The sequence below is a fragment of the Pseudonocardia sp. genome, assembly GCF_050250275.1.
In the GTDB taxonomy this organism is placed as follows: Bacteria; Actinomycetota; Actinomycetes; order Mycobacteriales; family Pseudonocardiaceae; genus Pseudonocardia.
Genome location: NZ_JBFWOY010000007.1, coordinates 23,513 through 46,600 on the forward strand (window position 1 = coordinate 23,513; position 23,088 = coordinate 46,600).

At 73.8% G+C, this 23,088-nt stretch carries 18 protein-coding genes and 1 tRNA gene; 13 read left to right on the plus strand and 6 right to left on the minus strand.

Annotated features, from left to right (window positions below; all coding sequences use genetic code 11):
- Positions 1-249: 249 nt before the first annotated feature.
- Both AB7F12_RS08880 and AB7F12_RS08885 read left to right on the plus strand, forming a co-directional pair.
- A complete protein-coding gene (locus AB7F12_RS08880; RefSeq protein ID WP_428501989.1) occupies positions 250-654 on the plus strand; it encodes a hypothetical protein in 405 nt (134 codons plus the stop codon).
- A 45-nt stretch (positions 655-699) separates the two neighbouring features.
- A complete protein-coding gene (locus AB7F12_RS08885) occupies positions 700-1,572 on the plus strand; it encodes a pentapeptide repeat-containing protein (RefSeq protein ID WP_428501988.1) in 873 nt (290 codons plus the stop codon).
- Between the two features lie 113 nt (positions 1,573-1,685).
- On the opposite strand, the gene AB7F12_RS08890 is transcribed toward AB7F12_RS08885, so the two are convergent.
- The gene (locus AB7F12_RS08890) at positions 1,686-3,659 is read right to left on the minus strand and encodes a TPM domain-containing protein (RefSeq protein WP_428516459.1); all 1,974 of its coding nucleotides are present in this window, start codon (positions 3,657-3,659) and stop codon (positions 1,686-1,688) included.
- Between the two features lie 175 nt (positions 3,660-3,834).
- On the opposite strand from AB7F12_RS08890, the gene AB7F12_RS08895 reads away from it, so the two are divergent.
- Positions 3,835-6,006 carry a molybdopterin-containing oxidoreductase family protein gene (locus tag AB7F12_RS08895; RefSeq protein ID WP_428496453.1) on the plus strand — a complete coding sequence of 724 codons (2,172 nt, stop codon included), beginning with the start codon at positions 3,835-3,837 and terminating at the stop codon, positions 6,004-6,006.
- A 9-nt stretch (positions 6,007-6,015) separates the two neighbouring features.
- Here the strand turns inward: AB7F12_RS08895 and AB7F12_RS08900 are convergent, their stop codons facing one another.
- Positions 6,016-6,972, minus strand: coding sequence for a helix-turn-helix domain-containing protein (locus tag AB7F12_RS08900; protein WP_428496454.1), 957 nt, complete (start codon positions 6,970-6,972; stop codon positions 6,016-6,018).
- Between the two features lie 149 nt (positions 6,973-7,121).
- Positions 7,122-8,696 carry an alpha/beta hydrolase gene (locus AB7F12_RS08905; protein ID WP_428496455.1) on the minus strand — a complete coding sequence of 525 codons (1,575 nt, stop codon included), beginning with the start codon at positions 8,694-8,696 and terminating at the stop codon, positions 7,122-7,124.
- A 270-nt stretch (positions 8,697-8,966) separates the two neighbouring features.
- On the opposite strand from AB7F12_RS08905, the gene AB7F12_RS08910 reads away from it, so the two are divergent.
- Positions 8,967-9,419: a hypothetical protein gene (locus AB7F12_RS08910; protein WP_428496456.1), complete on the plus strand. Its 453-nt coding sequence runs from the start codon at positions 8,967-8,969 to the stop codon at positions 9,417-9,419.
- A 106-nt stretch (positions 9,420-9,525) separates the two neighbouring features.
- On the opposite strand, the gene AB7F12_RS08915 is transcribed toward AB7F12_RS08910, so the two are convergent.
- The 3 genes from AB7F12_RS08915 to AB7F12_RS08925 all read right to left on the minus strand — a co-directional run bounded on the left by AB7F12_RS08915 (position 9,526) and on the right by AB7F12_RS08925 (position 11,213).
- A tRNA-Arg gene (locus tag AB7F12_RS08915) sits at positions 9,526-9,597 on the minus strand.
- 24 nt (positions 9,598-9,621) lie between these two features.
- A complete protein-coding gene (locus AB7F12_RS08920) occupies positions 9,622-10,386 on the minus strand; it encodes a DUF305 domain-containing protein (protein ID WP_428496457.1) in 765 nt (254 codons plus the stop codon).
- Positions 10,383-11,213 (minus strand): DUF3105 domain-containing protein, encoded by an 831-nt coding sequence (locus AB7F12_RS08925; protein ID WP_428496458.1) that lies wholly within the window; start codon positions 11,211-11,213, stop codon positions 10,383-10,385. The genes AB7F12_RS08920 and AB7F12_RS08925 overlap by 4 nt, the downstream gene beginning before the upstream one ends.
- 121 nt (positions 11,214-11,334) lie before the next feature.
- On the opposite strand from AB7F12_RS08925, the gene argS reads away from it, so the two are divergent.
- From argS to prmC, 9 genes are all read left to right on the plus strand, one after another.
- Complete coding sequence (gene argS / locus AB7F12_RS08930; protein WP_428496459.1) at positions 11,335-12,978, plus strand: arginine--tRNA ligase; 1,644 nt, start codon at positions 11,335-11,337, stop codon at positions 12,976-12,978.
- Positions 12,978-14,426: a diaminopimelate decarboxylase gene (gene lysA, locus AB7F12_RS08935; RefSeq protein ID WP_428496460.1), complete on the plus strand. Its 1,449-nt coding sequence runs from the start codon at positions 12,978-12,980 to the stop codon at positions 14,424-14,426. Before argS ends, lysA begins: the two co-directional genes overlap by 1 nt.
- A 203-nt stretch (positions 14,427-14,629) precedes the next feature.
- Positions 14,630-16,000, plus strand: coding sequence for a homoserine dehydrogenase (locus AB7F12_RS08940; RefSeq protein WP_428496462.1), 1,371 nt, complete (start codon positions 14,630-14,632; stop codon positions 15,998-16,000).
- Entirely contained in the window at positions 15,997-17,088 is a 1,092-nt protein-coding gene (thrC, locus tag AB7F12_RS08945) for a threonine synthase (protein ID WP_428496463.1), read from the plus strand. Before AB7F12_RS08940 ends, thrC begins: the two co-directional genes overlap by 4 nt.
- The gene (gene thrB, locus AB7F12_RS08950; RefSeq protein ID WP_428496465.1) at positions 17,088-17,996 is read left to right on the plus strand and encodes a homoserine kinase; all 909 of its coding nucleotides are present in this window, start codon (positions 17,088-17,090) and stop codon (positions 17,994-17,996) included. Before thrC ends, thrB begins: the two co-directional genes overlap by 1 nt.
- 341 nt (positions 17,997-18,337) lie before the next feature.
- Positions 18,338-20,686, plus strand: coding sequence for a transcription termination factor Rho (rho, locus tag AB7F12_RS08955; protein ID WP_428516461.1), 2,349 nt, complete (start codon positions 18,338-18,340; stop codon positions 20,684-20,686).
- 123 nt (positions 20,687-20,809) lie between these two features.
- Complete coding sequence (gene rpmE / locus AB7F12_RS08960) at positions 20,810-21,034, plus strand: 50S ribosomal protein L31 (RefSeq protein ID WP_428496467.1); 225 nt, start codon at positions 20,810-20,812, stop codon at positions 21,032-21,034.
- Positions 21,035-21,107: 73 nt separating this feature from the next.
- The gene (gene prfA / locus AB7F12_RS08965; RefSeq protein WP_428496468.1) at positions 21,108-22,205 is read left to right on the plus strand and encodes a peptide chain release factor 1; all 1,098 of its coding nucleotides are present in this window, start codon (positions 21,108-21,110) and stop codon (positions 22,203-22,205) included.
- Positions 22,202-23,077 (plus strand): peptide chain release factor N(5)-glutamine methyltransferase, encoded by an 876-nt coding sequence (gene prmC, locus AB7F12_RS08970; RefSeq protein WP_428496469.1) that lies wholly within the window; start codon positions 22,202-22,204, stop codon positions 23,075-23,077. The genes prfA and prmC overlap by 4 nt, the downstream gene beginning before the upstream one ends.
- Positions 23,078-23,088: the final 11 nt, after the last annotated feature.

Here is a 23,088-nt window from a genome sequence, read left to right on the forward strand (position 1 = left end):
ATCCGGCATCGACGGTAGGGCGGGTGTCGGTCGACCGGGTCCGGCACTCGGACGTGCTCGCCGAGACGCCGACGACGCGCGACGAGCGGCCGAGTTGCGGTGAACCGCATCACATGTTCGACGCAGCGAGTAGCGTCGGTCACAGCCGGTTCACCCGTCGGGGGACACCGTGCGGGTGACGCAGCCATGTCCGCGCGGTGCGTAGTCGTACGGATGCGTCGGCGCCGGGGCCTCGGCGACGATCGGGCCATGATCTCGAACCGGAGCCTCGTGGCCCGTGCCGCCGGGGCCGCCGCACTGGCCGTGGCGAGCGCTGCCTGCTGGTGGGCCTGGGCGGCGTGGGACACGACCCACCAGGTCGACCCGGTCACCGGCACGACCTCCGGCCCCTACGCGGGCTGGCAGATCGCGGGCTGCGTGCTGTCACTGACGGTCGTCACCGCCGTCGCGGGCACCCGGCTGCCGGTGTGGGTCGTGGTGCCGACGGTGACCGTCGCGTTCACCGCCGCGTGGGCGTGGACGGCGGCCGGTGACGCCTCGGGCCTGTGGGCCGTCGGCGCGGTGATGGTCGCGTGCGCGACGTTCCTCGGGTCGGCGTTCGTCGCCGGGTGCGCGGTGCCGGTGCGGTGGGCCCGGCGCCGGCTCGAGACCTGACCGGTCGGCCCGGGTAGCGTCGGTCGACCCGACCGCGGAGGACCGGTGCCCGACCCCCGAGCAGCCTTGCGCGCCGACTGCGGCGCCTGCGCCGGACTGTGCTGCGTCGCACCGGCGTTCGCGCGGTCGTCGGACTTCCCCGTCGACAAGCCGGCGGGCACCGCCTGCCGGAACCTGCAGGGCGACTTCCGCTGCGGCATCCACGACCGCCTCCGCGACGAGGGATGGGCCGGCTGCGCCGTCTTCGACTGTTTCGGCGCCGGCCAGCAGGTCGTGCAGGTGACCTTCGGGGGCCGCGACCGGCGCACCGACCCCGGCGTGACGACGGCGATGTTCGCCGCGTTCGAGGTGCTGCGCCCGATCCACGAGCTGCGCTGGTATCTCGCGGAGACCCTGGCCACGCCCGTCGCCGCACCCCTGCACGAGGCCGCCCTCGCCCTGCTCGCCGAGACCGAGCAGATGGCGGCCCTCGGCCCCGAGGCGCTCGCCGCTGTGGACGTCGACGCGCACCGGGCACGGGTGGACGAGGTCCTGCTCGGCGTCGGGACGCTGGTGCGTGCCGGCTCACCGGGACCGGACCGGCGGGGCGCCGACCTCGTCGGGGCCCGGCTGAGCGGTGCCGACCTGCGTGGGGCGAACCTGCGCGGCGCCCTGCTGATCGGGGCGGACCTGCGGGGCGCCGACCTGCGCGCCGCCGAGCTCATCGGCGCCGACCTGCGCGGTGCCGACGTCTCCGGCGCTGACCTGTCGACGAGCCTGTTCCTCACCCGCTTCCAGGTCCACGGCGCCCGCGGCGACGCCTCGACGCTGCTGCCCGCCGTGCTCGACCGCCCGGCGCACTGGCCGTCCACGACGACCGCTCCCTCGGCGCCCGCCGCCACGGCGCGGGCCCGTAAGCGTGGCCGGCGGCGCCGGTAGCCGGGGACGCGGCCCCTCGTCGGACCGTCCGCGGGGAACCGGCACCCCGGGGCGACGCGCCCACCCGTGGGACAGCCCGCCGCCGACCCCGGCGACGACCCCCGGGTGAGTGGTCAGAAGCGGCCGCCCCCGCCGCGGCGGCCGCGGCTCGAGGAGCCGCCGAAGCTCCCCGGGGACCGGCCGCCACCGAAGCCCCCGCCGCGTCCGCCCCCGTAGCCGCCCCGGCCGCCGCCGCCGAGGGCGCCCGACAGGATGCCGCCCAGGACGAGGCTGCCGAGGTCCACGCCCATGCCGGAGCCACCGCCACCTGAGGGTCCGGACCAGCGTGAGACGTCGGAGCGGGCGAGGTCGAGGGCCTGGCGGGCCATCACCTCGGCCTGCTGGGCCTCGCGCAGCCCGACGGCCGGGTCGCCACCCGCGGACGCGGCCGCCAGGTGCCGCTGCGCCTCGGCGAGCCGGGTGCGGGCCTCGGTGCCGACGGCGCCGCGGCGCGTCGTCACGAAGTCCTCCGCGGCGGCGACGGCGGAACGCGCGGTGAGCAGCGCCTGGTCGCGGGCGGCGGCGGTCCGCCGGTCGCGGTCCTGCCGCTCGCGGGCGTCGGCGATGGTGCGGTCGAGCGCCTCGTCGGCCTCCTGCAACAGGTGCAGCGCCGCGATCGGGTCGGGTGTGGGGCCGGCGGCGGCCTGCGCGGACGCGACGAGCGCGGCCCGGGCCCGGGCGACGACGCCCTGGTCGGCCGAGGGCAGCGCGGTGGCCTCGGCGAGGTCCTGCTCCACCTCGGCACGCACCGCCGGGACCTGTCCAGCGACCTCGGTGAGCTCGTGGTCACGACGTTCGACGCCGTCGAGCAGCGTCTCCGCCTGGGTGACGGCGTCCTCGGCGGCGCGCCCGTCGACCACCGCCTGCGGGGGCGTCGCGAGCCGCGAGCGGGCCTCGGCGATCTCGGTGCGGGCGTCGGTGAGCAGCGCCCGGGCCTGGTCGAGATTGCCGGCGACGGGGTCGAGAGCCGTTGCGGCCCAGCGTGCCCGCAGCTGTGCCCAGGCAGCCTCGGCAGGCGCGACGCGGGCCGCGGCGGCCTCCAGCCGGGCGGCGACGCCCTCGATGTAGCCGGGGGCGTCGGCCTCGAGTGCGCGGAGCCGGTCGAACGCCTCGACCTGGGCGTCGAGCCGCTGGTCGGCGCTGGTGGCCAGGTGCAGGATCTCGGCGTGCATGCGGCGCTGGGTGGGCTCGTCCTCGGGGATGTCGTCGTCGAGCTGCTGGCGGAGCTCGAAGGCGGCGAGCATGTCGGTGCGGGCGGCGTCGAGCGCGGCGGCGAAAGGGGCGACGGGCTCGTCGCCGAAGTGGGCCCGCGCGGCGGCGAGCTCCAGCTCGGAGGTGCGGACCGCGTCGTCGACGGCGAGCAGGGCCTGGCTGGAGCGGTAGCCGAGATCGGTGGTGGCCTCACCCGGGAATGGGTCGGCGGGGACGTCGGGCGTCGGCGCCGCCGCCGGGGCGTTCCCCGTGTGCGCCGCGCCGCGGCGGCGCCGGGTGAGCAGCCACGCCCCGCCGCCGACGATCACGACCCCGCCGACGACGAGCGGCAGCGTCCCGACGCCGCTGCTGCCGCCTGCGCGCAGCCCGTCGGCCATCGCGGTCGCCGCGCCCGCCCAGTCGCCCGCGGCGAGCTGCGGCTCGACCTGGTCGGCGACGATGCGCTGGATCGTCGAGTCGGACTCCGGGAAGTTCTCGGCCACGTCGTAGCCGTAGGCCCGGTCCTGGGTGGCGACGGCGAGCAGCACGTCGCGATCGCCGAGCTGGGACTGCACCGCGGTGGCGCGTGCCCAGTCGGGACCGCTGCGGCCGTCGAACGAGCGGACGTAGACGACGAAGAGGTCGTAACCGGTGTCGGTGCGCAGCCGGGCGATCGAGTCGCCGACGCGGGCGCGCCCGGACGCGTCCAGCGCGTTCGCGTTGTCGGTGATCCGGTCGGCGGCGCGCAGCGGCGGCTCGGCCGCGGCGACGCCGGTGAGCGCGGCGAGAAAGGCGACGACCAGCGCCGCGAGGAGCGCGGCGGGGGCGAGGAACCGGCGCACGGGAACTCCGATCATGGGGTGACGATCCCATCATCACGTGTCCCCGTCACGGCGTGACGGTGGCCGCGCCCGAAGCCGACTCTGCCCGCACCGACAAGGACTGTGTTCCCCGCGTCAAGCGTGCGGCGGCCGGTGGCGACACTCTCACAGAGACGCCCGACCACCACCACGCGCGCGACGGGGGACATCCATGACGGTCACCGCCTCACCCGGCACGGACACCGGTGACGAGCCGATCGGGACACGGACCGTGCGGGCCGCCTGCCCGCAGGACTGCCCGGACACCTGCGCGATGGTCGTGACCGTCGACGACGCGGGCCGCGCCACCGAGGTCCGCGGCGACCCCGAGCACCCGTACACCGCGGGCGGGCTGTGTGTGAAGGTCAACAACTACCTCGACCGCGTCTACGACCCCGGGCGCGTCCTGTTCCCGCTGCGCCGCACCGGCCCCAAGGGCAGCGGCCGCTTCGAACGGATCAGCTGGGACGACGCGCTCGACGAGATCGCCACCCGCTTCCGCGGGATCGTCGACGAGCACGGCGCCGAGGCGATCATGCCCGTCAGCTACCTGGGGACCCAGGGCATCCTCAACGGCCTCAACGTCGGCGACCCGTTCTTCGCGAAGCTCGGCGCGACGATCTCCGAACGCACCTACTGCGACTCGGGCTCCTGCACCGCGTACGCCATGACGATCGGCGACACCGCGGGTGTCGACCCCGAGAGTCTCGTGCACTCGAAGTTCATCCTGATCTGGGCCTGCAACGTCATGTCCACCAACCTGCACCTGTGGCCCTACATCGCCGAGGCCCGCAAGCGCGGCGCGAAGGTCGTCGTCATCGACCCGGTGCGCACCCGCACGGCCGCGGCCGCCGACCAGCACATCCCGCTGCGCCCCGGCACCGACGGCGCGCTCGCCCTCGCGATGGCCCACGTCATCATCGCCGAGGGCCTCACCGACCAGGCCTACGTCGACGCGTACACCGTCGGCTACCCCGAGTTCGCCGAGCGGGTCGCCCAGTACACCCCGGAATGGGCGTCGGCGGAGACGGGCGTCCCCGCCGACACCATCCGCACGCTGGCGCGCGAGTACGCGGGCGCGCAGCCGTCGGTCATCCGGATCGGCGTCGCGGTCGAGCGCCACGCCGGTGGCGGACAGACCGTGCGCACCCTGGCCTGCCTGCCCGCGCTCGTCGGCGCCTGGCGCAACCCCGGCGGCGGCATCCTGCAGCTGCCGCTGTGGGCGTTCCCGGTCAACTGGGGCGCGATGATGCACCCGGAGATGCTCGCCCCGGGCACGCGCGTCGTGAACCAGTTCCTGCTCGGCGACGCACTCACCGGTGGCCTCGCGCTCGACCCGCCGATCAAGGGCCTGTTCGTCTACAACTCCAACCCGGTCGTCGTGTGCCCCGACCAGGACAAGCTGATCACGGGCCTGCAGCGCGAGGACCTGTTCACCGTGGTCAGCGAACAGTTCATGACCGACACCGCCGACTACGCCGACATCGTCCTGCCCGCGACGACGCAGCTCGAGCAGGACGACATCATGTTCTCGTGGGGCCACCTCTACGTGACCTACAACGAGCGCGCCATCGCCCCGCTCGGCGAGGCCGTCCCCAACACCGAGATGTTCCGGCGCCTCGCCGCCCGCATGGGGTTCGACGACCCCGTCTTCCGCCGCACCGACGACGACATGATCGCCGAGGCGTTCGACTGGTCCCACCCGAACATGGCCGGGATCACCGTGGGGTCGTTGAAGGAGAAGGGCTGGCAGCGGCTCAACGTCCCGTCACCCGACGAGTACGCCCCGCACGCCGAGGGCGCCTTCCGGACCCCGTCGGGCAAGACCGAGCTCGCCGCCTCCGCCGCGGCGGGCGGCAACTTCGTCGTCCCGCTGTTCCGGCAGGGCTCCAACGAGTTCCAGCCCGGCCAGCCCGTCGACCCGTTGCCGCACTACATCCCGCCGCGCGAGGCCGCCCACACCGACCCCGAGCGGGCCGCGCGGTACCCGTTGAACCTGTTGACGCCCAAGGCCCACGCCTACCTGAACTCCAGCTTCGCCAACCACGCCTTCCACCGGCGGGCGCAGAAGGAACCCAACGTGATCATGCATCCCGACGACGCCGCGGCGCGCGGGATCTCCGACCAGGACGCGGTACGTGTGTTCAACGACCGCGGCGAGTTCACCGTGCTGGCCAAGCTCGACGACGCGGTCATGCCGGGCGTCGTGGTGTCCAGCCTCGGTGGCTGGCGCAAGCACTCCAAGTCGACGTCGACGCTCGCCGCGGTCAACTCGACGAGGTTCGCCGATCTCGGCAACGCGCCGACGTTCTCCGACACCCTGGTCGAGGTGGAGATCGCCTGACCCCGGGGGTCAGCCGGCCCCCGAGCCCGCCGACCGGGCCCGGTGCACGCTGGGGGAGACCCCGAACCGGGCCCGGAACGCGCGGGACAGGTGTGCCGAGTCGGGCAGCCCCCAGCGGGCGCCGATCGCGCCGACGGTCAGCTGGTCGCATCCGGAGCGCGCGAGATCGGCGTAGCAGCCCTGCAGGCGTCGCTCCCGGACGTAGGCGGCGACGCTCGTGCCGGTCTCGCCGAACAGCTTGTGGAGGTAGCTCACCGAGATCGAGCAGGCCGCCGCGACGTCGGCCGGGGCCAGCCCGGGATCGGCGAGGTGTTCGTCGATCCAGGCCTGTGCCCGCATGAGGTGGACGTTCGGCGACGCCGCCGCGTCCACCCGGCTGCGGACGAGCGCGACGTACACGTCGCCGATGGACTGCATGATCGCGGTGCGACTCGCCGCGGGCAGGCTCTCGGGGTCGAGCCGGTGCAGCGCCGCGAGCAGCGGCGGGACCATCGCGCCGAGACCGGAGCGACCGTCGAACCGGATCGCCGTCGCGGCGCCCAGCTCGGCGCGGGTCAGCGGCAGCAGCCGCGTCGGGAACAGGCACACCGAGTACTCGAAGTCGCCGGCGGTGACGAACCGGAACGGCCGGGCACTGTCGTAGAGGACGAAGTCGCCGGGGCCGATGACCGCCTCGCGGCCGTCCTGCGCGACGAGGGTGCGGCCCTTGCGGGCGAGCGCGATCTGGAAGTAGTCCTCGTCGGCGGTGCGGGCCTGGTGGGTGGTCCGCTCGAAGCGGTGCGCCCCGGCCGCGATCTTGCGCAGCTGGGTGTCGGCCATCGACACGGCGGTCACGCGGCCGTGCACGTCCGTCCCCGCGGCGGGGCGGACGTCGAGGGTCACGAACTGGTCGCACACCGTCGACCGCCAGAAGTCCAGGCGGTCGCGTTCGGCGACGGCCGCGGTGTCGATCGTGGTGTGTCCCATGATTGGTCGACGACGCTATCCCCAACCCGCGCCGCCGCGCATCCGGACGAACGGGTGCTCCCACCTGCGAAGACGGACCGGATCCGCATCGTCGACCCAGCGGATCCGCAGCTGCGGATCGAAGTTCGATCCTGGCCCGCGGCTACGGGTCACGGCGGAGTCGGGAACGGCGTGGTGTCAGGTCGGCAGACCGTGCCTTTCGGTGGGGTCACCAGGTCCACCAGGTACCGGGTCCGGGCTCGGTCGATGCAGACGCTCGGGTCCTGGTAGGTGGGGTGGCCGTAGCCGTTGTTGGTCAGCAGCGTCGAGTTGCCGATCCGCTTCTCCGTCGCCTGCGCGTTGGGGTAGCTGGTCGCGGGGTCGAAGGTGTTGTTGATCAGCAGGATCGGCACCTCCGCGGTGAAGGCCCACGGGCCGCGGTAGGCGTCGTCGGTCCGGCCCGGCCAGTTCGACGCGCACGGCGCCCACAGCCACCAGCCCAGCACCGGGCCCCAGAGCTTGCCGGAGTCGGTGAAGCGGTCCAGCGCGGCGGGCCAGGCCCTCGACGGCGTCGAGGCAGGACCGTCGACACAGGAGATCGCCGATGACACCGTCGCCCCCGCGAACCCGGCCGGGGTCGTCATCGGTCGCGCGTTCGTGAGCAGCGCCGACCCGTCCCCACCGGCGGCCGCCTCCAGGTCCTTCGCGAACTGCGGCCACTCCGACGGCAGTCGCAGCGGGTTGAACGTCGCGGTCAGCAGGTCGCCGTACTGCAGGGCGCCCGGAGGATCGGCGTGCGGCGCCGGGATCGGCGACTTCTTGATCCGCGCGAACAGCCGGTCGACACGGGAACGGACGGACTCGCCGTTCCCGGCCAACGCACAGCGCGCCTTGCCCGCCTCCTGGCAGAGCGCCACGAACCGGTCGAACACCGTGTCGGCGAACGCGACGTCGTTGGCGGTGCGCGTCTCGGCGTCGGTGGTGTACTTCGCCGCGTCGACGAGCCCGTCGAGCAGCATCGCCCGCACGTTACCGGGGAACAGCGCCAGGTAGGTCTGGCCGATCACCGTCCCGTACGACAGCCCCACGTAGGTGATCTTCCGGTCGCCGACGGCGGCGCGCAGGGCATCGAGGTCGCGGACGGTGTCGGCGGTCGAGATGTGGTCGAGCAGGTCACCGCTGACCTGCCCGCAGCGGCGCGCCAGCTCCACGGCCTTGCGCTGGTAGGCGCGGGACTCCTCCGCGGTCGTCGGGATCGTCCGGCCGCCCCAGAACCGGTCGCGGGCCGCGTCGCTGGTGAAACAGTCGACCGGCGAGCTGCGGTTGGTCCCGCGCGGGTCCCAGCCGACGATGTCGAACCGGCCGCCGCCCCACCGGTCGAAGTCCTCGCCGCCACCGCGGACGAGATCGACGCCGCTCTGCCCCGGGCCGCCCGGGTTGACGAGCATCGACCCGATCCGCCGCCCCGGGTCGGACGCGGCCCTGCGCACCACCGCCAGGTCGAGGGTCTTCCCGCGCGGCCGGTCCCAGTCCAGCGGGACCGCGAGCGTGCCGCACTGCAGGTCCGCATCCGGTGGGTCGCAGGGGCCCCAGGCGATGCGGTGGGTGTCCGAACCGGATCGCCCGGACGACGCGGCCGCCGGTCCCGCCGTCGCGACACCCACCACCGACGCTGCGACGACGCACACGGCGAGCGCCGCTGAACGGACACGTCGGCGGCCACCTGCGGACCCGGCACGGGACATCGCAACCACCCATCTCGGGGCGAAGGGGCCGCCAACGTACATCACCCGAACGTGTCGTGGATCTCAGACGACGCTCCACTGTGGCCGTGCCGGCACTGCGGGTCGAGCGATTGAGCCGACCGGTCCAACGAGATGTGGCGAACGGGCGCAGGACGCGGCGCCGACCGATCGGGGGACGGCGCTGTCGTCCCAGCGCGGGCCGACGGACCGACGGCGGCGGCGGCCCCGCGGGACGAAGGTCGAGGGAGCCGATCAGGGAAGGTGACCACGATGATCTTCGCCAGGACCACAGCAGCAGTACTGACCGTCGGAGCGCTCGCGGTGGGCGGGGCGATGCTCGGCGCCGCGCCCGCGTCCGCCGCGACCCCCGCCGCGTCCGCCGCCACCGGCGTCCCCGCGGACGAGACGGTGCAGGCCTACCGCGCCCAGCTCAACGGGCTGCAGACCGTGCACCTCGACGACTTCCAGTGCCCCGCCGACCACCCGTGGCTCGAGGACGCGAACCTGTCGCCGGGGCGCATCGTCCCGCCCGGCGTCGACGTCGACGAGCCGGGCAGCATCGGTGTCACCATCAGCAGCGAGAAGGCGGACGCGTCCGGGCTGACGACGGGCTTCTCGGGCGAAGGGAGCTCGGCCACCAACTGGGACGTCCACGCCCACGTGCTGGCCGTCTCGGCGGTGTGCACCGCCGACCGGGCCCAGGCCTACCAGGTGGCCGGGTGATCACGGCGGGCGCGCCCGCGGGCCCCCGACGACCGGACGCGACGCGAAACGGCCCCTCGCCCTGTTCCAGCAGGTGAGGGGCCGTTTCGGCTGTAGGCACAGATTGTGCCCCCGGTAGGATTCGAACCTACGCTCCCGCCTCCGGAGGGCGGTGCTCTATCCCCTGAGCTACGGGGGCCGTACATCGAGAACCCTAGCGCACCTACTGGAGCGGCAGCGGCTGGGCCCCGCGCTCGGCGAGCAGCTGCGTCATGTACTGCGACTCGCTGGTCTGCGAGCTGAGCATCTGCGCGGCGAGGTTGCGGACCTCGGGAATCTGGGCGTACCGGGCGCCGTACTCCAGCATGCCGACCCCGCCCTGGTGGTGGCGCAGCATGAGCTGCAGGAACAGCACGTCCATGTCGGTGCCGGTGGAGGCGCGCAGCCGGCGGAGCTCGTCGGCGGTGGCCATGCCGGGCATGGCGGGGAGCCCGTTCTGCGCGACGGCCGCGCCGTGGGTGTGGGCCGGCGCGCCCACCATCCACTGCATGTAGTCGCCGGAGTGCTGCGCGGGTGCGCCCCAGAGGGCGAGCCAGCCCTGCATGCGCCCGATCTGGGCTTCCTGGGTCGACTCGATGTCGTAGGCGAGCTGGCGCAGCTCGGGCACGGTGGTGTGGTCGCGTTCCCACGTCGCCATCTCGACGGCCTGCTGGTGGTGGGTGCTCATGTCCTGCGCGAAGCCGACGTCGACGGAGTCGGACGCGGGGGCGACCAGGTCGCCCGTGGCGTTGTGCAGGCCGAGGAGCAGACCTCCGGCGCCGCCGAGGAGCAGCAGCGCGAGGACGGCGCCGACCACGAGGACGGGCCGCACCCAGCGGGGCTCACGACCGCCACCGTCGTCGTCGGGGCCGGTGTCGGCCGGGGGCGGGCCGGGCGGTGACCCCGCCCCGCTGGGCCCGTCGCGGTGCGTCACGTCCGTCGAGGTCACTGACCCGAGCCGGTGCCGGTGCCCGTGCCGCCGGTGCCCGTGCCGCCGGCCGGCATGCCGCCGGTGGCGTCGGTGTTGGCCGCGGCCGGGTTGCCGATGTTCTCGTCGACGACGGTCTTGTCGTCGATGTCGGACGTCGGCGGGGTCGGGGCGAACGGCGGGGGGTTGTCCTGGTCGAACTGGCCCGGGCCGAGGGCCGCGCAGGAGGCGCCGACCTCGGGGTACTGGTAGCGGTTGAGCCGCAGCGCCTGGATGAACTGGTCGATCCGCGGGTCGCCCGGGTCGGACAGCTTGAGCTGGTGGCCCCACGACTGCAGCGAGATCGGCTGGTCGAGGCCGGGGTAGGGCGCCATCATGATGTAGGTCTGGCCCTGCACCCTCGCCGCGAGCTTGGCGACGCCGTCGGCGTTCACGAGGTCGGGGTTGTAGGCGATCCAGACCGCGCCGTGCTCGAGGCCGTGGACGAGGTTCTCCTGGCGCACCGGGTTGGGGTAGACGATGCCGTTGCAGGCGGCCCAGTACCCGTCGTGCGCGCCGCCGAAGGGCGGGCTGTGGGTGTAGGCGACCTGCTGTGTCGGCAGCACGTGCTGGCCACCGGCGTACTTGATCGTCTGGACCCCCGCGATCTGCGACGACGGGTCCTGGTTGCGGTCCGAGGGGGTGAACGAGGGCTCGTTCGACTTCGCCACCAGGAACCACGAGATGCCGCCCGCGAAGAGGACGACGACGAGGACCGCCGCGATCGTCCCCCAGGGGGTGGAGCGCGTGTTGACGACGGACGTCTTGCGCGCGTTCCTGACCGCCTTGCTGCTCTTACCGCTGGGCATCGATCCGCCGACCTCTTCCGACCACCTCGGGCACCGTCGCGGGCGCCACACGCCGCGCGGTGCCGCAGTGTAGAAGCGCCGCCTGAGAGCACTCTGAGCAGCACCTCCTAGACTCGTGCGGGTGACTCCCGACGTGCTCGCCGACCTGGTGCGGGCCACCGCGCATGCAGTGCTGACCGATCGAGGCCTCGACGTGGCGGCCCTGCCCGACGACGTGGGCGTCGAGCGACCCCGCAATCCCGACCACGGCGACTACGCCACGAACGTGGCGCTGCGCACCGCGAAGAAGGCCGGTGTGCCGCCACGTGAGCTGGCGACGTGGCTCGCCGAGGCCCTCGCGGCCCGCGACGGGGTGGCCTCCGCGGAGATCGCCGGCCCCGGCTTCATCAACCTGCGGCTGGCCTCGGACGCCCAGGGCGCCATGGTCGGTCAGGTCCTCGCCGCGGGCCCGGCCTACGGCACCGGCGACGAGCTCGCGGCCCGCAACGTGAACCTGGAGTTCGTCTCGGCCAACCCGACCGGTCCGCTGCACCTGGGCGGCACCCGGTGGGCCGCGGTGGGCGACGCGCTGGGCCGGGTGCTCTCGGCTCGCGGCGCGAAGGTGACCCGCGAGTACTACTTCAACGACGCCGGCGCCCAGATCGACAGGTTCGTCGCCTCGCTCGTGGCGGCGGCCGAGGGGGAGCCCGCCCCGGAGAACGGCTACGGCGGCGCCTACATCGGCGACATCGCCGCGCGTGTGGTGGCGGCCGAGCCCACGGCGCTGGGCGCCCCCGACCGGGACGAGATCTTCCGCCGCGTCGGCATCGGCTTCATGTTCGACGAGATCAAGGCCGACCTGCACGCGTTCGGCACGGACTTCGACGTGTGGTTCCACGAGCAGTCGCTGCACGAGTCGGGAGCGGTCGAGGCCGCGGTCGCGCAGCTGAAGGAGTCGGGCAGCCTCTACGAGGCCGACGGCGCCTGGTGGCTGCGCTCGACCGACCACGGCGACGACAAGGACCGCGTCGTGATCAAGAGCGACGGGCGGCCCGCCTACATCGCCGGCGACATCGCCTACCTGCGCGACAAGCGCGCCCGTGGGTTCGACCTGTGCATCTACATGCTGGGCGCCGACCACCACGGCTACGTGGCCCGGCTCAAGGCCGCGGCGGCCGCGTTCGGCGACGACCCCGCGGTCGTCGAGGTGCTGATCGGGCAGCTGGTCAACCTCGTCAGGGACGGGCAGCCCGTCCGGATGAGCAAGCGCGCCGGCACCGTCGTCACGATGGAGGACCTGGTCGAGGCCGTCGGCGTCGACGCGGCCCGCTACTCGCTGATCCGCAGCTCGGTCGACTCGTCGCTCGACATCGACCTCGACCTGCTCGTCAAGCGCAGCAACGACAACCCGGTGTTCTACGTGCAGTACGCGCACGCGCGGCTGTCGTCGCTGGCGCGCAACGCCGCCGACGTCGGGCTCACGCCGGGCGAGGAGTTCGGCCTGCTCGACCACCCCCGCGAGGGGGACCTGATCCGCACGCTCGGCGAGTTCCCCGAGGTGGTCCGGGCGGCGGCCGAGCTGCGCGAACCGCACCGTGTCGCCCGCTACCTCGAGTCCCTGGCCAGCGCTTACCACAAGTTCTACGACGCCTGCCGGGTGCTGCCGATGGGCGACGAGGAGGTCACCGAGCTGCACCGGGCCCGGCTGGCGCTGTGCGAGGCCGCCCGTCAGGTGCTGGCCAACGGCCTGGAGCTGCTGGGCGTGTCTGCGCCGGAGCGCATGTGATGAACGCGCACCCCGCCGGCCCGCTGCACGCGGGCGTCACGACCCCGCCGGAGACGGCCGGCCCGCGCCCCGGTGACGCGGCGGCCATCGACGAGCTGGCGCCCGCGGTGTGGCCGCGCAACGCCGCCCGCGGCGCCGACGGCGTCGTCACCCTCGCAGGTGTCGACGTGCGCGAGCTCGCCGAGACCTACGGCACCCCGCTGTTCGTGCTCGACGAGGCCGACTTCCGCGCCCGGGCGGCCGAGTTCGCAGCATCGTTCGGCGCCGACGCGGTGCACTACGCGGCCAAGGCGTTCCTGTGCACCGAGGTGGCCCGCTGGGTCGCCGAGGAGGGCCTGAGCCTCGACGTGGCCAGCGGCGGCGAGCTCGCCGTCGCGTTGCGCGCGGGCTTCCCGGCCGAGCGGATCGCGGTGCACGGCAACAACAAGTCGGTCGCGGAGCTCGTCGAGGCGGTGGAGGCGGGGGTCGGTCGGATCGTCGTCGACTCGTTCCACGAGATCGCCCGGCTCGACGCCGTCGCCCGCGAGCGCGGCCTCGTGGTGCCGGTGATGATCCGGGTGACCGTCGGCGTCGAGGCCCACACCCACGAGTTCATCGCGACGGCGCACGAGGACCAGAAGTTCGGGTTCTCCATCTCCGGCGGCGCCGACAGCGTCGCGGCCGAGGCGGCGCGCCGCGTGCTGGAGGCCCGCGGGTTGTCGCTGGTCGGGCTGCACAGCCACATCGGCAGCCAGATCTTCGACACCGAGGGCTTCGAGGTCGCCGCCCACCGCGTGGTGCGCTTCCTCGCCGGGCTGCACAAGGAGCACGGGGCCGACGCGCTCGGCGACCTGACGACGCTCGACCTCGGTGGCGGGTTCGGCATCGCCTACCGCGCCGACGAGACCCCGCTCGACGTCACCGAGCTCGCCGAGGAGCTGCGCGGCATCGTCAAGAACGAGTGCCACGGCGCGGGACTCGACGTCCCGAAGCTGGCCGTCGAGCCGGGCCGCGCCATCGCCGGACCGGGCACGGTCACGGTCTACGAGGTCGGCACGCTCAAGGACGTCCCGCTGGGCAGCGGCGCACGTCGCTACGTGTCCGTCGACGGCGGGATGAGCGACAACATCCGCACCGCCCTCTACGACGCCGTCTACGACTGCCGGCTGGTGTCGCGCTCGTCGGCGGCCGACAGCGCCGACGGGGCCGTCGACGTGGCGCTGTCCCGGGTCGTCGGCAAGCACTGCGAGTCCGGCGACATCGTCGTCCGCGACTGCTGGCTGCCCGCCGACCTCGCCCCCGGCGACCTGCTCGCCGTCGCCGCGACCGGCGCCTACTGCTACTCGATGGCCAGCTCCTACAACCGGCTGCCGCGCCCTGCCGTCGTCGCCGTGCGCGACGGCGTCGCCCGGCTGCTGCTGCGCCGCGAGACCACCGAGGACCAGTTCCGGCTGGAGGTGGGTGCGTAGTGACACCGGCGACGGGCCGTACCGTGACGGACTGCGAACGAGGATGATCTGGCGGTCGCCCCGGGGGCGACCGCGCGGGACGGGCCCGCGACGAAGCGGGTCCGGTGCGACACCGCAGGTGGGACACGCCTGCGCAGGCCCGTGTGCGCCGACGACCCCGTCGGCCGGGTGACGAGAACAGGCGCAAGGGGAGAAGCGAAACGATGACCGACAGGGGTCCGGGCGCGCCCGTCCGGGTGGCACTCCTCGGCTGCGGCACCGTCGGCGGTGAGATCGTGCGGCTGCTGACCGAGCAGGCGGGCGACCTCGCCGCGCGCATCGGTGCGCCCGTGGAGCTCGTCGGCGTGGCGGTCCGCCGCCCGCACCGCCATCCGGAGCTCCCCGAGGGGCTCGTCACCACCGATGCGACGACGCTCGTCGGCAGGCCCGACGTCGACGTCGTCATCGAGGTCATCGGCGGCATCGAACCGGCGCGCACGCTGCTGCTGGAGGCGCTGAAGGCGGGCAAGTCCGTCGTCACCGCCAACAAGGCGCTGCTCGCCGAGGACGGTGCCGCGCTCGCCGAGGCCGCCGACGCCTCCGGTGCCGACCTCTACTACGAGGCGTCCGTCGCCGGCGCGATCCCGCTGCTGCGGCCGCTGCGCGAGTCGCTCGTCGGCGACCGGATCACCCGCGTCGCGGGCATCGTCAACGGCACCACGAACTTCATCCTGTCGTCGATGGCGTCCTCGGGCGCCGGCTACGCCGACGCGCTGGAGGAGGCCACCCGGCTCGGGTACGCCGAGGCCGACCCCAGCGCCGACGTCGACGGCTACGACGCAGCGTCGAAGGCCGCGATCCTCGCCTCGCTCGCGTTCCACACCCGCGTCACCGCGGCCGACGTGTACTGCGAGGGCATCCGCGCCGTCAGCGCCGCCGACATCGCCGCGGCCGACGGACTCGACTGCACGATCAAGCTGCTGGCCATCTGCGAGCGCCTGGAGGGCGACGGCGACGGCGACGGCGAGGCCGTCTCGGCCCGCGTCTACCCGGCCATGATCCCCAAGGCGCACCCGCTGGCCTCGGTCGACGGCGCGTTCAACGCGGTGTTCGTCGAGGCCGACGCGGCCGGCCAGCTCATGTTCTACGGCCAGGGCGCCGGCGGCGCCCCGACGGCCAGCGCCGTCCTGGGCGACCTGGTCGCGGCGGCGCGCAACATCGTCGTCGGCGGCCGGGGACCGCGGGAGTCGACCTACGCACGGCTGCCGGTCCGCGCGATCGGGGCCGTCTGCACGCGCTACCACGTCAGCCTCGAGGTGGCCGACCAGACGGGGGTGCTCGCCGCCGTGGCGCGCGCGTTCGCCGAGCACGACGTCAGCATCGCGGCGGTCCGCCAGTACGGCGGGGGTCGCAACGGTGGGGCGGGCGGCAGCGGCGCCGTGCGGCTCGTCGTCGTCACACACGCGGCGCCGGACGCCGCGCTCGCATCGACCGTGGAGGCGCTCGGCGACCTCGATGCCGTCCGGGGCGTCGAGAGTGTGCTGCGCGTCGAGGATCTGGGCCGCTCGGTGAGCGCCCTGGGGGTCGCCGGATGAATGCCGTAACGCCGTCACGGACGGGCGCGGTGCGCTGGCCGGGTGTGATCGAGGCCTACCGCACCCGGATGCCGGTGCAGGACGACTGGACGATCGTCACCCTCGGGGAGGGCGGGACCCCGCTGCTGCCCGCGCCGGTGCTGTCGGAGCTCACCGGCTGCGAGGTGCACCTCAAGGTCGACGGCGCCAACCCGACCGGCTCGTTCAAGGACCGCGGCATGACGATGGCGGTCACGGCCGCGCTCGCCGAGGGCAAGCAGAGCGTGCTGTGCGCGTCGACGGGCAACACGTCGGCCTCCGCTGCCGCGTACGCGACACGAGCGGGGATGACCTGTGCCGTCCTCGTCCCGCGCGGCAAGATCGCGCTGGGCAAGCTCGCGCAGGCCGTGGCGCACGGCGCCCGCATCCTGCAGATCGACGGCAACTTCGACGACTGCCTGGAGCTGGCCCGCAAGACCACGTCGGACTACCCGTCGATCGCTCTGGTCAACTCCGTCAACCCGACCCGGATCGCGGGCCAGGCCAGCGCCGCCTACGAGATCTGCGACGACCTCGGCAGCCGCGCGCCCGACGTGCACTGCCTGCCCGTCGGCAACGCGGGCAACATCAGCGCGTACTGGAAGGGCTACCGCGCCTACCACTCCGACGGCCTGATCCCCGAGCTGCCGCGCATGTTCGGGTTCCAGGCGGCGGGCGCCGCGCCGCTGGTCGCGGGCGCCCCGGTGAAGAACCCCGAGACCATCGCGACGGCCATCCGGATCGGCGCCCCGGCGTCGTGGGGGACCGCGGTGGCCGCGCGCGACGAGTCGAACGGCCTGTTCGCCGCCGTCACCGACGACGAGATCCTCGCCGCCTACCGGCTGCTCTCGGCACGCGAGGCCGTGTTCGTGGAGCCGGCGTCGGCGGCGAGCGTCGCGGGCCTGCTGAAGTCGTCGGCCGAGGGGACGTTGCCCCGCGGGTCGCTCGTCGTGTGCACCGTCACCGGCCACGGGCTCAAGGACCCCGACACGGCCCTGCTGACCGCACCCGACCCGGAGATCGTCCCCATCGACCCGACGGCCGTCGCGGCCGCCCTCGAGCTGGCCTGATGGGTCGCCCGACCGAGGTCCGGGTCCGCGTCCCGGCGTCGTCGGCCAACCTCGGACCGGGATTCGACTCACTCGGCCTCGCGCTCTCGCTCCACGACGAGATCGAGGTCTCCGTCGACGGCCACGACGACGTGCGCGTCGAGGTCGTGGGGGAGGGCGCCGGGCAGGTCCCCTGTGACGAATCGCACCTCGTCGTCTCGACGATGCGCACCACGTGGGCGCTGCTCGGCGAGGAGCCGCCCGCCGGGCTGCGGATGCGCTGCCGCAACGCCATCCCGCACTCGCGGGGGCTGGGCAGCTCGGCCTCGGCCGCCGTCGCCGGGGCCGTCGCGGCCGCGGTGCTGGCCGGGCGCGACCTGGAGCTGGAGCAGTCGGCGTTGCTGCAGGTCACCGCGGGTATCGAGGGTCACGCCGACAACGCCGCGGCCAGTCTCATGGGCGGCTTCGTCGTTGCCTGGGAGACGGCTGGGAACACTGCCGACCGGTTCCACGCGGTGCGGCTGGACACCCACCCCGACATCCATCCCGTCGCGCTCGTCCCGCAGGTCGAGTCGTCGACGAAGATGACGCGCGGCCTGCTCCCCGAGCGCGTCCCGCTGGCCGACGCCGCGTTCACCGGCAGCCGCACAGCCCTGTCGGTGCTCGCGTTCACCCGACAGCCCGACCTGCTGCTCGCGGCCACCGAGGACCGGCTGCACCAGGGCTACCGGCGGCCCGCCTACCCGGAGTCGGCCGACCTGGTCGACGCGCTGCGGGCCCGTGGCGTGCCCGCGACGATCTCCGGCGCCGGTCCCACCGTGCTGGCCCTGACCTCCGACGCGCGCATCCCCGACGACGTCGACCTTGCGGGCTTCACCACGCTGGTGCTCCCCGTCGACACCCAGGGGGCGCAGGTCGAGATCGCCTGACGCGCCCGGGCGGATCGGTTCGGCGCGCCGAGCAGGGGGTTGGTTGCCCCGACCAGGGCGGACCGACTACCCTCGACGTCGCACGGCGATACACGCGTCATCCGCGTGGTCCTCTCGAAGCCGGCACCCTCGCCACCCCTCCCGCAGAGCGGACTGGCGGGCGAACCGGCACCGAAGGGCCTCTTCCCCGCGACCGTCGCATCCATCGCCACCCATTTGTCGTCGGGACGGCAGCCGGCCACGCGGCCCCGTCTCCGATTCTCGTCCGGCGGACCGTTCGGACGAGCGTGTGAATCCGCTGGTCCGGGCGGGACGACCCGGGCTGGTCAGGAAGGACCTTCGTGAGCGAGACCGATCTCGTCAGCACCGCCGCCCCCGCCAAGCGCAAGGGCCTGTCCGGCATGGTTCTGGCGGAACTCCGCCAGCTCGCTGGTGAGCTGAACATCCCTGGCACGGCCGGGATGCGGAAGGGTGATCTGATCGCCGCCATCAAGGAGCGCCAGAGCGGGGCTCCCGCTGCCGGCACCTCCTCCCAGCTGTCGCTGGGCGACACCGCGCAGGGCAACGGCTCCGCGTCGTCCGTGAGCAGCGAACCTGCCGCCGACGCGACTGCAGCCGACGCGGCTCCTGCCGCGCCGGCCCGGGGGCGTCGCCGCGCCGCGACCCGCCCGGCCGGTGCCCCGAGCAGCCGCGCGAGGGCTTCCGAGGCCCCGGCCGTCGAGGCTCCTGCCGCTGTCGAGGCCCCTGCGGCTGCGGCGGCCGAGGCCCCTGCGGCAGAGACCACGGCCCCGGCCGAGGCTCCCGCCGGCCGGCAGGCTCCGGCCGTTCCCGACACTCCGGCCGTTCCCGACACTCCGGCCGTTCCCGACGCCGCGGCTGTTCCCGACACGGCGGTTGTGGAGAGTCCGGCGGCCGACGCCGCGACGACCGACGCCCCCGTCGACACGCCGCCGGTCGACGGCTCGGCCCCCGCGGCCGACACCGCCGCCGACGCGCCCGCGGAGACGACCGGGCGTCGGCGCCAGACCCGGCGTCGTGGTGGCGACCAGGTCGACGCCGAGGCCGAGGCCCGCACCGACACCCGCCCCGAGACCGACGGCGGCTCCCGCCGCACGCGCGACGAGGGCGAGGGACGCAACCGCGACCGCGACCGCCGCGACAACGACCGCGGCGAGCGCAACGACCGCGACGGTCGTGGCGACCGCGCCGGCGACGACCGCGAGTCCGGTCGTGGCGACCGTGGCGGCCGGAACCAGCGCGGCGGCAACGACCGCAACAACGACCAGCGCGGGAACGACCAGCGCGGGAACGACCAGCGCGGGAACGACCAGCGCGGTGACCAGCGCGGGAACGACCAGCGCGACCGTGGCGGCAACGACCAGCGCGGCAACGACCGCGACCGGGACAACCGCGACCTGCGCGACGACGACGGCGACGACGACGGTGACGGCCGCGGCCGCCGCGGTCGCCGCTTCCGCGACCGCCGCCGTGGTCGCGACCGCACCGGGGCCGGCGGCCAGAACACCGTCGACACCGAGGTGCGCGACGACGACGTGCTCCTGCCCGTCGCCGGCATCGTCGACATCCTGGACAACTACGCGTTCGTCCGGACCACCGGCTACCTGTCGGGCCCGAACGACGTCTACGTGTCGCTGTCGATGGTCCGCAAGTACGGCCTGCGCCGCGGCGACGCGATCACCGGCGCCGTCCGCCAGCCCCGCGACGGCGAGCAGCAGCGGCAGAAGTTCAACCCGCTGGTGCGCGTCGACACCGTCAACGGCCGTGACCCCGAGACCGCGAAGGCGCGTCCCGAGTTCACGAAGCTGACCCCGCTCTACCCCAACGAGCGGCTGCGTCTCGAGACCGAGCCGTCGAAGCTCACCACGCGCGTCATCGACCTGGTGATGCCCGTCGGCAAGGGGCAGCGCGCCCTCATCGTCAGCCCGCCCAAGGCCGGCAAGACGATGGTGCTGCAGTCGATCGCCAACGCGATCACCACGAACAACCCCGAGGTCCACCTCATGGTCGTGCTCGTCGACGAGCGCCCCGAGGAGGTCACCGACATGCAGCGGTCGGTGAAGGGCGAGGTCATCGCCTCCACCTTCGACCGGCCGCCGTCGGACCACACCGCTGTCGCGGAGCTCGCCATCGAGCGCGCGAAGCGCCTGGTCGAGATGGGCCACGACGTCGTCGTCCTGCTCGACTCGATCACCCGCCTCGGCCGCGCCTACAACCTGGCGGCGCCCGCCTCGGGCCGCATCCTGTCCGGCGGTGTCGACTCGACCGCGCTCTACCCGCCCAAGCGGTTCCTGGGTGCGGCGCGCAACATCGAGGACGGCGGCTCGCTCACGATCTTCGCCACGGCGCTGGTCGAGACCGGGTCGACGATGGACACGGTGATCTTCGAGGAGTTCAAGGGCACCGGCAACGCCGAGCTCAAGCTCGACCGCAAGATCGCCGACAAGCGGGTCTTCCCGGCCATCGACGTCGACGCCTCCGGCACGCGCAAGGAGGAGCTGCTGATGTCACCCGACGAGTTCGCGGTGACCGTCAAGCTCCGCCGTGTGCTGGCCGCGCTCGACGACCAGCAGGCCATCGACCTGGTCCTCGACCGGCTGCGCAAGACGCGCACCAACATCGAGTTCCTGATGACCGTCGCCAAGTCGACACCGGGCAACGACAGCGACTGACCCACGACCGTCAGGGGCCGCCGGGAACACCCGGCGGCCCCTGGTGGTTCAATTGACCGTCGAGCTACCGGCACCGGTTCACCCCGTACGGGGACCCGGCGGCCACCACGAGAGGAACGAACCATGAAGTCGGGCATCCACCCCGAGTACGTCGAGACGACCGTGACCTGCGGGTGTGGCAACACCTTCACCACCCGCAGCACCAAGTCCAACGGCTCGATCCACGCCGAGACCTGCTCGCAGTGCCACCCGTTCTACACGGGCAAGCAGCGCATCCTCGACGCCGGCGGCCGCGTGGCCCGCTTCGAGGCGCGCTACGGCAAGCGCCCGGCGCGCGACGCCAAGTAGCTCCACCGACGGCGCCCACCACGGTTCGTGGTTGGGCGCCGTCCGTGTGTCCGGACCCTGCACAGGAGGTGAGATGAGCACCGAGGAGACCACGGCGCCGACGGCCGAGTCGTTGCTGAGCGAGTACGCCGAGCTCGAGCTCACGCTCGCCGACCCCGCCGTGCACACCGATGCCGCGAAGGCCCGCCGGCTGGGCCGCCGCTACGCCGAGATCGGCCCGACCGTCGCCGTCGCCAGGGAGCTCGCCGCCACCCGTGACGACCTCGCCGCTGCCCGCGAGCTCGCGGACGACGACCCCGGCTTCGCGTCGGAGGCCGCGGAGCTCGCCGCCCGCGTCCCCGCGCTCGAACAACGCCTCTCCGAGCTGCTCGTCCCGCGCGACCCCCACGACGCCGACGACGTCCTCCTCGAGGTCAAGTCGGGCGAGGGCGGCGAGGAGTCCGCGCTGTTCGCGGGCGACCTCGTCCGCATGTACACCCGCTTCGCCGAGAGCCGCGGCTGGACCACCCAGATCCTCGACGCCACCGTCTCCGACCTCGGCGGCTACAAGGACGTCACGCTGTCGGTGCGCTCGCGTGTCCCGTCCGCCGACGGTGTGTGGGCGGCCCTGAAGTTCGAGGGCGGCGTGCACCGCGTCCAGCGCGTCCCCGTCACCGAGTCGCAGGGCCGCATCCACACCTCCGCCGCCGGCGTCCTCGTCTTCCCCGACACGGGGGCCGACGACAGCGGCGTCGAGATCGACGAGGGCGACCTGCGCGTCGACGTCTTCCGGTCCTCCGGGCACGGTGGGCAGAGCGTCAACACCACCGACTCGGCCGTCCGCATCACGCACCTGCCCAGCGGCATCGTCGTGAGCTGCCAGAACGAGCGTTCGCAGCTGCAGAACCGGGCCCGCGCCATGGAGGTCCTGCGGTCGCGGCTGCAGGCCCTCGCCGAGGAGGAGGCCGCGGCCAAGGCCTCCGACGTCCGCCGGTCGCAGGTGCGCACCGTCGACCGCTCCGAGCGCATCCGCACCTACAACTTCCCCGAGAACCGCATCGCCGACCACCGCGTCGGCTACAAGGCGCACAACCTGTCCGCGGTCCTCGACGGCGACCTGGGCGACGTGATCGCCGCGCTCGTCGCGGCCGACCGCGCCGACGCCGTCGCGATCGGGGACGGCGGGTCGTGAAGCGGCTGCCGCTGCGGGTCGCCCTCATGGAGGCCGAGCGGACACTCGCCGAGGCAGGCGTCGCCAGCCCCCGCGTCGACGCCGAGTGGCTCGCCGCCCACGTCGTCGGCATCGAACGCAGCCGGCTGCCCACGGTGCCGCTCGTCGACGCCGACCTCGTCGAGGCGCTCCAGCAGCTCGTCGCCCGCCGCGCCACCCGGGAACCGTTGCAGCACATCCTCGGCACCGCCGTCCTCGGCCCGGCCGAGGTCGCCGTCGGCCCCGGCGTGTTCGTCCCGCGCCCCGAGACCGAGGTCCTCCTCGAATGGGCTCTGAAGCGGCTCGCCGACGTCTCGTCCCCGCTGGTCGTCGACCTGTGCACCGGTTCCGGCGCGCTCGCCCTCGCGATCGCCACCTGCCGTCCCGACGCCCGCGTCCACGCCGTGGAGGCCGACCCCGCTGCGCTGGTCTGGACGCGGCGCAACGCCGACGCCCACACCGCCGCGGGCGGCACCCCCGTCACCGTGCACGCCGCCGACGTGCGCTGGAACGACCTCCTCGTCGAACACGAGGCCAAGGTCGACCTCGTGGTCTGCAACCCGCCCTACGTCCCCGACGGCACGCCCGTGCCCGCCGAGGTGGCCGACTGGGACCCGCCGGGCGCCGTCTTCGGTGGCCCCGACGGACTCGAGATCATCCGCGCCGTCATCACCACCGCAGCCGGGCTGCTGCGCCACGGCGGGTGGCTGGGCATCGAGCACGACGACACCCACGGCGAGACCGTCCCCGCGCTGTTCGCCCGTCGCAAGGTCTTCTCCGACGTCGTCGACCACCTCGACTGGACAGGCCGCCCCCGCTTCGTCACCGCACGCCGCAGCCCGCTCGGGGGCTGAGTCGGCACGGC

Bases quoted from the DNA above. Each gene is read 5' to 3' on its own strand.
- AB7F12_RS08880 (WP_428501989.1), top strand. From the start codon at position 250: ATGATCTCGAACCGGAGCCTCGTGGCCCGTGCCGCCGGGGCCGCCGCA.
- AB7F12_RS08890 (WP_428516459.1), bottom strand. From the start codon at position 3,659: ATGATCGGAGTTCCCGTGCGCCGGTTCCTCGCCCCCGCCGCGCTCCTC.
- AB7F12_RS08895 (WP_428496453.1), top strand. From the start codon at position 3,835: ATGACGGTCACCGCCTCACCCGGCACGGACACCGGTGACGAGCCGATC.
- AB7F12_RS08900 (WP_428496454.1), bottom strand. From the start codon at position 6,972: ATGGGACACACCACGATCGACACCGCGGCCGTCGCCGAACGCGACCGC.
- AB7F12_RS08905 (WP_428496455.1), bottom strand. From the start codon at position 8,696: ATGTCCCGTGCCGGGTCCGCAGGTGGCCGCCGACGTGTCCGTTCAGCG.
- AB7F12_RS08910 (WP_428496456.1), top strand. From the start codon at position 8,967: ATGATCTTCGCCAGGACCACAGCAGCAGTACTGACCGTCGGAGCGCTC.
- AB7F12_RS08925 (WP_428496458.1), bottom strand. From the start codon at position 11,213: ATGCCCAGCGGTAAGAGCAGCAAGGCGGTCAGGAACGCGCGCAAGACG.
- lysA (WP_428496460.1), top strand. From the start codon at position 12,978: ATGAACGCGCACCCCGCCGGCCCGCTGCACGCGGGCGTCACGACCCCG.
- AB7F12_RS08940 (WP_428496462.1), top strand. From the start codon at position 14,630: ATGACCGACAGGGGTCCGGGCGCGCCCGTCCGGGTGGCACTCCTCGGC.
- thrC (WP_428496463.1), top strand. From the start codon at position 15,997: ATGAATGCCGTAACGCCGTCACGGACGGGCGCGGTGCGCTGGCCGGGT.
- thrB (WP_428496465.1), top strand. From the start codon at position 17,088: ATGGGTCGCCCGACCGAGGTCCGGGTCCGCGTCCCGGCGTCGTCGGCC.
- rpmE (WP_428496467.1), top strand. From the start codon at position 20,810: ATGAAGTCGGGCATCCACCCCGAGTACGTCGAGACGACCGTGACCTGC.
- prfA (WP_428496468.1), top strand. From the start codon at position 21,108: ATGAGCACCGAGGAGACCACGGCGCCGACGGCCGAGTCGTTGCTGAGC.